The sequence below is a fragment of the Lunatibacter salilacus genome (genome assembly GCF_009797935.1).
In the GTDB taxonomy this organism is placed as follows: Bacteria; Bacteroidota; Bacteroidia; order Cytophagales; family Cyclobacteriaceae; genus Lunatibacter; species Lunatibacter salilacus.
Genome location: NZ_VOLC01000014.1, coordinates 17,025 through 28,397, shown reverse-complemented (window position 1 = coordinate 28,397; position 11,373 = coordinate 17,025). Strand labels below are relative to the sequence as shown.

Annotated in this window: 11 protein-coding genes; 10 read left to right on the top strand and 1 reads right to left on the bottom strand. The window is 36.2% G+C overall.

The genetic code is table 11. The features are described 5' to 3' along the window. The first annotated feature begins 24 nt into the window (after positions 1-24). The 10 genes from FQ608_RS17980 to FQ608_RS17935 all read left to right on the top strand — a co-directional run bounded on the left by FQ608_RS17980 (position 25) and on the right by FQ608_RS17935 (position 10,409). On the top strand, positions 25-672 hold the full coding sequence (locus FQ608_RS17980) for a CatB-related O-acetyltransferase (protein ID WP_199856406.1): 648 nt from the start codon (positions 25-27) through the stop codon (positions 670-672). Further along, positions 659-1,588: a glycosyltransferase family 2 protein gene (locus tag FQ608_RS17975; RefSeq protein WP_158859875.1), complete on the top strand. Its 930-nt coding sequence runs from the start codon at positions 659-661 to the stop codon at positions 1,586-1,588. The genes FQ608_RS17980 and FQ608_RS17975 overlap by 14 nt, the downstream gene beginning before the upstream one ends. A gap of 33 nt (positions 1,589-1,621) precedes the next feature. Next, positions 1,622-2,734, top strand: a complete 1,113-nt coding sequence (locus tag FQ608_RS17970; RefSeq protein ID WP_158859874.1) for a Wzz/FepE/Etk N-terminal domain-containing protein — start codon at positions 1,622-1,624, stop codon at positions 2,732-2,734. A gap of 3 nt (positions 2,735-2,737) precedes the next feature. Further along, positions 2,738-3,640, top strand: a complete 903-nt coding sequence (locus FQ608_RS17965; RefSeq protein ID WP_158859873.1) for a glycosyltransferase — start codon at positions 2,738-2,740, stop codon at positions 3,638-3,640. Next, complete coding sequence (locus tag FQ608_RS17960) at positions 3,630-4,706, top strand: alginate lyase family protein (protein WP_158859872.1); 1,077 nt, start codon at positions 3,630-3,632, stop codon at positions 4,704-4,706. The genes FQ608_RS17965 and FQ608_RS17960 overlap by 11 nt, the downstream gene beginning before the upstream one ends. A gap of 650 nt (positions 4,707-5,356) precedes the next feature. Continuing rightward, a complete protein-coding gene (locus FQ608_RS17955; RefSeq protein ID WP_158859871.1) occupies positions 5,357-6,007 on the top strand; it encodes a hypothetical protein in 651 nt (216 codons plus the stop codon). Further along, entirely contained in the window at positions 5,973-7,100 is a 1,128-nt protein-coding gene (locus tag FQ608_RS17950) for a glycosyltransferase (RefSeq protein ID WP_158859870.1), read from the top strand. Before FQ608_RS17955 ends, FQ608_RS17950 begins: the two co-directional genes overlap by 35 nt. After that, entirely contained in the window at positions 7,097-7,852 is a 756-nt protein-coding gene (locus tag FQ608_RS17945; RefSeq protein ID WP_158859869.1) for a glycosyltransferase family 2 protein, read from the top strand. Before FQ608_RS17950 ends, FQ608_RS17945 begins: the two co-directional genes overlap by 4 nt. Before the next feature lie 261 nt (positions 7,853-8,113). Beyond that, positions 8,114-9,166 carry an NAD-dependent epimerase gene (locus FQ608_RS17940; protein WP_158859868.1) on the top strand — a complete coding sequence of 351 codons (1,053 nt, stop codon included), beginning with the start codon at positions 8,114-8,116 and terminating at the stop codon, positions 9,164-9,166. 148 nt (positions 9,167-9,314) lie between these two features. Then, a complete protein-coding gene (locus FQ608_RS17935; RefSeq protein WP_234364263.1) occupies positions 9,315-10,409 on the top strand; it encodes an MraY family glycosyltransferase in 1,095 nt (364 codons plus the stop codon). A 66-nt stretch (positions 10,410-10,475) separates the two neighbouring features. On the opposite strand, the gene FQ608_RS17930 is transcribed toward FQ608_RS17935, so the two are convergent. Further along, positions 10,476-11,363 carry a hydroxypyruvate isomerase family protein gene (locus FQ608_RS17930; protein WP_394351671.1) on the bottom strand — a complete coding sequence of 296 codons (888 nt, stop codon included), beginning with the start codon at positions 11,361-11,363 and terminating at the stop codon, positions 10,476-10,478. Positions 11,364-11,373 lie beyond the last annotated feature (10 nt).

Genomic DNA, 11,373 nt, shown 5'->3' with positions numbered 1-11,373 from the left:
TCATTAATTGATAAGTTTAATGATGTGGAGATTTCCGAAGCATCTTCTATTCATCACTCTGTAATTCTAAAAGGGACCAAAATTAGGGGCGAAGTTTTGATTGGCGAAGGTGCTAAATTGATTAATGGAATAAATATATCAGCCAAATCTCAAGTTAAAATTGGAAGATATAGTTCTTTAAACGGCCCATCTTTTGACATCAGAAGTATGATCCATTCAGTTGAAATTGGTTCATTCTGCAGCCTGGCACGCGGTTCGATTATTCAGGAATTTAACCATAATACAAAGCGAATCTCGACTTACTTTGTACTACAAAATTTGCTTGGAGGCAACGAAAAGAGTGATATTTCTTCTAAAGGACCCATTAAAATCGGAAATGATGTTTGGATAGGAGCGCAATGTATTGTACTTAGCGGGGCCCGGATAGGTGATGGCGCCATCATTGGTGCAAATAGTGTAGTATCCGGTGAGATCCCTCCCTATGCCATCGCTGTGGGGACACCAGCGAAAGTTATTAAATACCGCTTTTCCCCGGAGGTAATTGAATTGTTAATTAAACTAAAATGGTGGGAATGGGAATTGGAGAAAATTAGATCAAATGCTGATTTTTTTAAAGAACCATTGAATATAAAATCACTGCAACACCTATGCCAGAAGAATGGAATTGAATGAATTTAAGGTTTCTGTAATTATCCCAGTTTATAATGCTGAAACCTACTTGGAGCATGCGGTAAAATCAGCCATAGGTTTACCTGAGGTGGAGGAAGTTATATTAATAGAGGATAACTCACCTGATAACTGTCTGGAAATCTGTCAGAAGCTCGAGAAAATCCATGGCAAAGTTATATTACTTCACCATCCCAATAGAGAGAATAGGGGGGCAGGAGCAAGTAGGAATTTGGGAATTCAACACGCAAAATATGAGTATATAGCGTTTTTGGATGCGGATGATTATTTTATGCCGGACCGATTCGAGTTTACAAAAAAAAGATTTTCTGAAGATCCCTCGATTGAAGCCTTGTATGAACCTGTGGGAACATTTTTTGAAAGTGAGGAAGCCCAATTGGCATTTTGCAAATGGAGGAGGTTATCGATAGAAGCCTCCGAAAAATACATTACCTACCCTAAAATAGAATATTCAGGAATCCCATTTTTCCATGCTATACTAGAAGGGAAGAATGGCACTCCACACATCAATGGTATAACCATAAAGAAGGAGGTTCTAATTGGAGAATATATATTCGATAAGAATTTAAAATTGCATCAGGATTCTGCTTTTTGGATAAAAATAGCATCAAGGGGTAGATTTTATCCGGGAGGCCACCGTAATCCAGTGGCAATAAGAAGGGTACACGAAGAAAATAGGATTCAGAATAGAAACTTTCATTCAGTACTGTTAAAAGATCAGTATATTTATAATTGGGCTAAACAGGCGGATTTGGACCAGAAGGCTAGAAATTTGATCATACGTAATTACATTTCTTCTAAAACCCAAAAAAAGTTAAATTCCAATTCAAGTATTGTCAAAATAATTTGGAGGGTGATTTATTATGTTAATGTTACTGCCAAACAAATCTTTCAGAAATAATTATAGCAATATTTCTATTTACAAATGATTCAATTGAATAAATTAAAAAACAAAGTAAATACTTTTGTAAAAGAAACAAAAGCTTCTGATACAATTGAGATCAATAAGCTGTTGTTAATTTTTTATGCCGGTAGGAAAGTTATTTTTCTATTTGCACTTTTCTTTTCTCTATTAGGGATAATTAAATCGTTGACATCACCGGAAGAATTTCATTCCACCTCTAAAGTGCTTACCAATCAAAATACTAATTTATTAGGGAAGGGATTTTCCGGACTGTCGGTATTGTCAGGTGTCGGTAATTTGAACACTTCCAGAAGTGATGGGGAAATAATTACACCGGAATTATATCCGGAAATAATTTTTAATGATGATTTTTTACTAATTATCGCACAAGACACGCTCTACTTTAAAAGTTTAGGAAAATCAATGGATCTGGTAACCTTTTTTTCTGAATATGAAGAGAAAAACTGGTTTGAAGTATTATTCTCTTTACCAAGGCTTATAGTGTCAAAAATTAAAAGTAACAATGAAGAGGTTAAGAATGATTCATCTATGTTGGCCCAAAATGTAGACGACCTTTATAGGATTGGTCCTAGGGAAAGTTTGGCTATAAGAAAATTAACATCTAGAATAGAAATCACCAAACTGGATAGGATAATAGAGATTAGTATTAAAATGCCTGATAGCGAAGTGTCAACAGAAGTAAACAATAAAATTATCAATGCACTCACTGATTATGTAATAAAGATTAATACTGACCGGGAAAGAGAAAATTTGGAGTTTGTGGAAATTCAGACCGAGGAAGCCAAAAACAATTTTGAAGTTTCGCAAATGAAATTGGCGTCATTTAGAGATAAAAACATGGGGATTGTCACACAAAGTGCGAAAACTACAGAACAGCGGTTACAGGCTGAATATGAATTGGCTTTTCAACTTTATAATTCATTAGCACAACAATACCAACAATCAAAGTTAAAATTTCAGGAAGCAAAGCCGATTTTGACAATTTTTCAAAAGCCCAAGGTTCCTTTGGCTCCTAGTGAACCAAATTTAATTTTAACGATTCTTATTTTCGCATTTTTGGGCACATTTTTCGGAGTAGTATTTATAATAATTTTGCTATTTAAAAATTACATTCAAAATTAATTCATGAACAATTATTTTGTTTCTATTATAATTCCGGTTTTTAATAATGCTAAGGGCCTTGATAGGGTCTTAAAAGCAATCTCATTACAAGATTACCCAAGCAGTTTATATGAAGTTATCGTTATAGACAACGGTTCCCAAGATAACCCTAGGGATATTGCGATGAAATTCAATGCCATATTTCTGGAAGAAAAAAAATACTTGGGAAGTCCTTATTCTGCCCGGAATCGGGGGTTGGAAATTTCCAAAGGGGATATAATTTCTTTTTTGGATACAACAAGTGCTCCTATTAAAACGTGGCTATCTTCCGCTGTGCAATGTTTTGCTAAGGATTACGAAGTTAAGTTAGTTGGTGGAGCAGTGAAGTTTTTACTTCACGAAAGCGATTCAATTGGCAAAAGTTATGATTCGTTATTCAATATTAGAATGGAAGAATCCATAAACCAAAGGCAAGTTGCAAAAACTGGTAACTTGTTTGTTAGAAAGGAAGTTTTTGAGGAAATAGGAGCCTTCCCGGAAGGCTTAAGATCTGGCGGTGATGTGCGTTGGACAAAAAAGGCCACAAATAACAATTTCAAACTAATATACAGTGAGAATGCCAAAGTTTTAATGCTCCCTAGGGGGTTTTCACCATTGGTAAAGAAGCAGTTTCGGGTTGCTAAAGGGCAACCAACCGTATGGATGGAAGAAAAATCATTTGTTATAAATATGGTAAATAGATTTATTTTATTTTGGGTTCCTCCCCACCCCGGTCGGTTAAAAGATGCGATTGATAAGGGAGGCCATCTATTTTTGCATAAGAGATTTTTCCGCTTGTTTTTTCTAGGTTATTTTTTAAGGTGGGTGACAGCTGCCGGAATATTTGTTGGAATATTTAGATTATGGGGAGGAACAAATGGTAAATAATAACATTTCTTTTCTTGAAAATTTGGCTCCGGAACTTTCCGGGAAAATCGTAAAAATCGGAAATGAGACGGGATTTTTCCCAGGTGGAGAAAACGGTCCTTATTTCGACCTGGAAACGCCGGTCAGAAACTCTGCCCATGTTGCTATAATCTTCAGTGTTTTATATTATTTGACGCAAAAAGATGAGTATAAAAATACTGCTTTATTGTTGTTGAAATACCTTAAAGGAAGTGAAAAGCTTCAAAAGAATGGCGTATTTATCCAAAGGCAAAAATCCGGAAAAGATGGCTGTAATGGCGTAATTGGACAAGCATGGGTCATAGAGGCTTTTTCTATAGCGTCTAAATGTTTAAATGATCCTGATTATCTCGATTATTCCAGGCATATCGCAGACGCTTTTCCATTTGACAAAAGGGTGAAGGCTTGGATAGCAAAAGATCCTATCCAAGGTACCAGCAAAGTGGATTATACCCTTAACCATCAGTTGTGGTATGCTTCTGCACTAGCAGAGACCGGAGAAAGTATGCACTTAGATAACGTTGAGTTATTCTTAGACCACCTTCTTTCCCAAGGCTTTGAGATTCGTGATGATGGTCTGATTATACATCTTTTAAAAGCCAATTCATTTAAGAGTAAAATTTTATCTTTAAGGTATGAATTGTATTTGAAGAGAGATAGGAATTCAGTAATTGAAAAAGAAATTGGTTATCATTTATATAACCTTTTCCCTTTGGCCCGTTTATACCGGATATTTCCAGACCATAAGCTCTTCAAATCAAATAATTTCATCAAAGCTTTGAAGTATGGGTTTTCCACACCCTTTTTGAATCGGTTGGTTGAAAACAAATATGCATATACCTATAATTCCCCAGCTTTTGAATTACCATTGGTTTACGGGGTTTTTAAGCATTTGCTTTTAAATATTAACGAAAAAGGAATAATTGACTCCCTCGAAATACAGATTCAGAAAACTCAAAATCAGCAAGGTTATTTCCTTTCCGATAATAATCCAGATCCGCTAACTTTGTCAAGTAGGGCTTACGAATTAGCAATAGCCTTAATATGATTACAATTAATCGGCTAACGTTTTTTAAATTTTTTATCCCATTTATAATCCTGTTTCCTGCTTTCCCTGCATTTACTAGAACTTCGGGAGGAAGATTAGGTGATATCGTTATGGTTGGATCAGCTATCGGATTAATGGCTATCTACCTTCTATTCTTTAAATCTTCCCTAAAATCTAGGCATGTGTTTTATGCATTGATTTACTTTTCAATTTTTATTTTGTTGATATGTATATCAATATTCATAGAATTGGAATATATTTCAATCCGAGATTTATTTGAATTCCATAAGCCTATATATATTATTTTAGTATTTTTTTTGTTCTCTTCCGTTAGTTGGGATACCCAAACTATCAAGAAATACTTGGTCAATGTTTTCCGGCTTGTTTTTGTTCTTTCAATTATTTATGCTCTTTTTGAGGCTTTTGGTGGCAGTTTGGGGAATAAAGTAAGTACTATTATTTACAAAACCGATCGTCCCATTCTTTATGGTAAATCAACCGGGTCATTTGGGATAACCTATTTTTTTGCTGTTTTTATGATATTTTCATCATATTATTTTTTTTTTAAATACCTTTTTGAAAGAAACAAAAAAGATCTCATTTTTTATTTGTTGTCTTTAGTTTGTGTACTGGCCTCTCAAAGCAGGACTATGCTCATAGCCTTACTTTTCTCCTATCTGTATGTATTTTTCATTTATTGGAGTTTTGAAGGGTTGCCACATAAAAAAACGGTCTATATTTTCTTTTTTCTATTTATTGGAATTGTGTTTATTATTTATCAACCTATTTTGAATTGGGCAGAAAGAACCTATCCGTATCTTTACTTAGGCATCAATGCTTTAATTGAAAAGGGCGGGGTTTCGGCTACCGGGGGAGGTTCTGCAAATATACGATACCAACAATTATTGTGGGTATTGGAAAATCAATTTTCAATACCCCTTATTGGAGTTGGAATAGGAAAATCTACCGGACCACAATTGGAATCCTTTTATGCCTTATATTTGTATAGATATGGAATTATTGGGATACTCTTGTACGTTATTTTATTAGTCGCAACGTATTTGATGAGTTTGAAATCTTATAAAAAGGCAATAAGAGACAAGGATTATGGAGTGGCTGCTTTTTTTATTTCTTTCTCAATTTTCTGCTTCATTTTACCCTTGACTTCAGTGTCCAGTGTGATCACAGATCAACCCAGGTTCGTTATCTTATATTATGGGACTATAGGTGTAATGGTCAGGTACTTGTATAAAAACCCTAAACATCTTGAAGAATTATCCGAAAATAGCCCATCTTACTAGCGTTCATTCCCGTTATGATAATAGGATTTTAATTAAACAATGCGTTTCATTAAAAAATGCAGGATATGACGTTAATTTAATAGTTGCTGATGGGAAAGGACCTCAGGAGTTTGAGGGGGTTACTATCGTTGATGTTGGAGCAAATAAGGGTCTACTGCACAGGATGGTCTTTCAGGCAAGGGCAGTGTATAAGGCGGCTAAAAAATTGAACCCAGATGTCTATCAAATACATGATCCTGAACTGCTCCCCTATGCTTATATATTGGCGAAGCAGGGAAAGAAAGTCATATACGATATCCATGAAGATTATGTAACAGGAATCGGCCAGAAGGAATACCTTCCCAGATGGGTAAAGGGTGTTGCCGCCAAAATGCTTGATAAATTGGAAAAGATATTTTCTAAAAATACAACCCTGTTGCTTGCGGAAAAATATTATCAGGAAAGATTCCCGGAAGGGACTCTCATTTTGAACTATCCAATTGTATCCGAAAAGGCTGCTGGCAACCTGGCGAAAGTGCATTCAGGATTTAAGGGCAAAGACCTCATTTATACAGGGAACCTAACGGAAGTAAGAGGGGCTTATACCCAAACCAGGTTGCTAAACCATATACCAGATATCCATATTTCATTTATTGGGTTTTGTAAAATGGATTTGGCACGTGAATTGGAAAAATCAATTGGAGAAAATGTTGATAGGATGCGTTTAATTGGAAAGGGAGAATTTGTTCCCTTTGATCAGATTACTACAAAATATTTGGAAAGAAAATGGGTCGCAGGACTGGCTATATTTCCTAAAACCAAACACTATGAAAAAAAAGAGTTGACAAAATTTTTTGAATACATGACCTACGGATTACCCATAATATGCTCAGACTTTCCTGTTTGGAAAGCACTGGTTGAAGAAAATCAATGTGGAATAGCAGTTGATCCCGACAATTTTGCGGAAATTGAGAAGGCAATCACTACGTTGTATGAAGACCAGACGGTTTATGAACAAATGTGTAAAAATGGTCGAAATGCTGTTTTAAATAAGTATAATTGGGAGGTGCAGGAAAGTAAGCTTCTACAGGTTTATTCCAGATTATTGTCATGAAAAATGAATTGGTTTCTATCATTACTCCTTCGCATAACTCGGGAAAGTTTATCAGTAAAACTATTGATTCTGTGTTGGCCCAAAGTTACGCTAATTTTGAATTGATCGTCGTGGATGATTGTTCAAATGATGATGGTCCTTCCATAATATCTAAGTATTCTGAAAAAGATAATAGAATCAGGTATTATAGGAATATGGTCAACTCCGGCCCTGCATTCAGCCGCAATAAAGCCATTGAAATGGCAAACGGTAGATTCATCGCTTTTTTGGACAGTGATGACATTTGGTATCCGGAAAAGTTGGAAACACAAATATCATTTATGTTGAAAAATGGATATGCTTTCACCTTTTCTTCATATGATAAAATGTCAGAAGATGGTGTTTATAAAGGGAGGGTGGAGGCTCCGGAAGCGGTCACCTATGAAAATCTGGTAAAGACTTGCTCTGTTGGCTGTCTTACAGCAGTTTATGACGTTTCCTTAATAGGGAAGGTATTTATGCCAGAAATTAAAAAAAGACAAGATTTTGCCCTTTGGCTTAAAATATTGAAAATTATCCCAAAAGGATATGGCATCCACCGGCCCCTAGCGAAATATCGTGTAAGAAATAATTCTATTTCCGGCAATAAATGGAAAGCTTCCAGGTACCAATGGCAAGTTTATAGGAAAGTTGAGAAAATGAATATTCTTCAATCTGTATACTTTTTTACTTTTTATACGGTTAATGGTATTTTAAAAACGTATTTTAAATAAATATCGGTCATGATAACATATGATCATATCCCGACATATAAAAACAACATCTTTGGAAATATTTCCCTTTATGGGTAACTTTTTCTTTTTCGTTTGTAGAAAAAAAGAGGATAAGAAAAGAATATCTTTAGCTATCGGGAGATAGAAAAATCCTTTATTTAAATTGGTACATTCGCCTTATATTATTTAGTTTTAGTTATAAAGATCTACATCAATTTGATTTTTATTTCTGTGACGCTAACCTAATAAATTGAACGACACATGAAAATCTTAATTACCGGAACAGCTGGTTTTATCGGAATGCATTTGGCTGAAAAGCTCTTAAAAAGAGGCGACCAAGTCGTTGGTCTTGATAGTATCAACGATTATTATGATATTAATTTAAAATATGGTCGCCTTGAAAAAAATGGGATTCGTAAAGATGAGTTAGAATATGGAAAAATAGTCCAAAGTGATTCGAATGCAAACTATCGGTTTATTCAATTAAAGCTGGAAGATAAAGAGAATTTGTTGAAGCTGTTTGAAGCCGAGAAATTTGACAAAGTGGTCAATCTTGCCGCCCAAGCCGGCGTCAGGTATTCTCTCACAAACCCTGACGCATATATTGAGGCGAATATAATTGGATTCATCAATCTTTTGGAGGCGTGTAGACATTACAAAATCAAGCATCTTGCTTATGCCTCGTCCAGTTCTGTGTATGGATCCAATACTCACATGCCGTTTTCCACAAGTGACAATGTGGATCACCCGGTTTCACTGTACGCCGCCTCCAAAAAGTCCAATGAATTAATGGCCCACACCTACAGCCATCTTTTTGGGATACCTACTACTGGATTACGTTTTTTCACAGTCTATGGTCCATGGGGACGTCCAGATATGGCTTTATTTTTGTTCACCAAAGCAATATTGGAAAATAAACCCATTCAAGTGTTTAACTTTGGGGAAATGATGCGGGACTTCACGTATATATCAGACATTATCGAAGGGGTAGTACGCGTGATAGACCATCCTCCAGTTGCTAATCCAAATCTCGAATCCAGCAATACAGACCCCAGCAAATCGAAGGCGCCTTATAAAATATACAACATAGGTAATTCTTCCCCCGTAAAATTGATGGATTTCATTACAACTATTGAAAAGGCTCTTGGTAAGGAGGCTAAGAAGGATCTGCTTCCAATTCAACCTGGGGATGTCCCGGCCACCTATGCGGATACTGCTGCATTGGAAGCGGAATTGGGTTACAAACCAAATACTTCCATAGAATTTGGAATAGGTGAATTTGTCAAATGGTATCAATTATTTTATAAAAAGTAATTAGGTTTGCAATGAATAGTTAGCTTTTATTCCATTTTGTCAGTTGAAATTTTAACTACCACTTTAGCCAAGCACGAGTATGGATCTTTTTCTTGCCTTATTTACGTCTTTTTTTGTGGGGTTTATCCTTACCCCTGTGATAATTTTGGTGTTTAAAAAATTTAATTTTGCGGAAATTCCGGGTGGTAGGAAGATTCATCGTGGTTATATCCCTTCTATGGGAGGATTGACCTTTATTTTTGCTGCTTTTTTTGGCATGCTTTCCTGGCTTTCATTTGAGGAGATTATGCAATCCCGTTACTTTTTAGTGGCTTTAGCCATTATGTTTTCGGTAGGCATACGGGATGATTTGATGGAACTTTCGGCAGGTCAGAAATTATTAGGTCAGTGTATTCCAGCGTTTTTCATTATCAGTATGGCAGATATAAGGATATCAGGATTCTATGGTTTTCTAGGAATCTATGAAATTCCCTATGTTCTGAGCATTATCATTACCTTTTTCTTGTTGATTGTACTTACTAATTCTTTCAATCTTATTGACGGGGCTGATGGTCTAGCTGGGTCCTTAAGTACAATATCGTTTGCAGTTTTGGGAATTTGGTTTCACTTTGTCGGCCTCCATGCTTATAGTGTAATAGCTTTTACGCTGGTCGGAGGAGTTCTTTCCTTTCTTGTTTTTAATTGGCATCCAGCTAAAATTTTCATGGGTGACACCGGATCACTTAGTTTGGGTTTTGCGTTAACGGTTTTTGTTATTCTATTTGTTGATAAAAACGGAACCATGTCTGGATGGGAGGGACCAAAATTGGAAGCCCCAATTGCCGCTGGTCTAGGACTGATGATAGTTCCCATCTACGATACGATCCGAATCTTTGTGAAAAGAATATTAAAAGGAAAATCCCCTCTTAAACCTGATAAAAGCCATGTGCATCATTTTCTTATTCGAATGGGATTAGGGCATGATAGGGTTGCCTTGACACTTGGTGGGATTACCTGTCTTTTTATTGCGTTACCATTTCTTCTATCCGATGTAAATGATCATATACTATTTCCTTTTTTAGTGCTTTTAGCGGTAGCTCTCGGGTTGTGGATGGATTCTAAAACACTAAAATATGTTAAGGCAAACATACTTACAACACCTCCATTTTCTGAAAAGCTAAAAACCAAAACTAAAGAGCAATTAGAAAAGAATCCAATTATTTCAAATGGTATTATCAAAAAAGATACGTTGAATATGAATTGAATTTAAAACAATTTTAAAACAAAAAAGCCAATCGAAAGATTGGCTTTTTTTGTTTTAATACAGATTTTAAACATCACAAATTTCCACGCCCTGTTTTAGAGAGGCCAACTGATCCTTTCTCTTCGGGATAAATTCCTGCCCCACATATCCTTTGTATCCCGTATCAAGAATAGCTTTCATAATGGCCGGATAATACAATTCCTGGGTTTCATCGATCTCATTCCTTCCAGGAACTCCCCCTGTATGATAGTGGGAAATATAGGGATGGAATTTTTTGATAGTGGCAATGACATCTCCCTCCATGATTTGCATGTGATAGATGTCATAGAGCAGTTTGATATTCTCAGACCCCACTCCCTTGCATAGTTCTGCGCCCCAAGCGGTGTGGTCAGCTTGGTAATCCTTGTGGTTTACCTTACTGTTAAGTAATTCCATGCACATGATGACGTTGTGTTTTTCGGCTACCGGCATAATCCGTTTAAGGCCTTTCACGCAGTTGTCCATGCCGGTTTGATCATCTATCCCATTTCTGTTTCCCGAAAAACAAATGATTTGTTTTAACCCTGCTTCTGCTACTTTTGGTATAACTTCTTCGTAACTTTTTACGAGTTCATCATGTAGTTCAGGATTGTTCCATCCCTTCTCTATGCCCATTCCTGCTCCCCAAGGCATGGCACAGTCCAGACCGTGCTTTTTCAATATGGGCCATTCCTCAGGTCCTGCCAGTTCAATTGATTTTAATCCAATTTCTTTTGCAGCGACACAAAGATCCTCAAATGCTATGTCATTGTAGCACCATCTGCATACGGAATGATTTATATTTCCTTTTAAATTTGCTGGCAGGCTATTTTCAGCGGCGAAGAGCCGCTGGCTCAATCCGGGAATTACCATTCCCAAAGCAGCGGTGCCGGCAAGTTTTTTTATTGCGTTTCTTCGTTTTTGTTGCATATTCATTTTTGGGTTA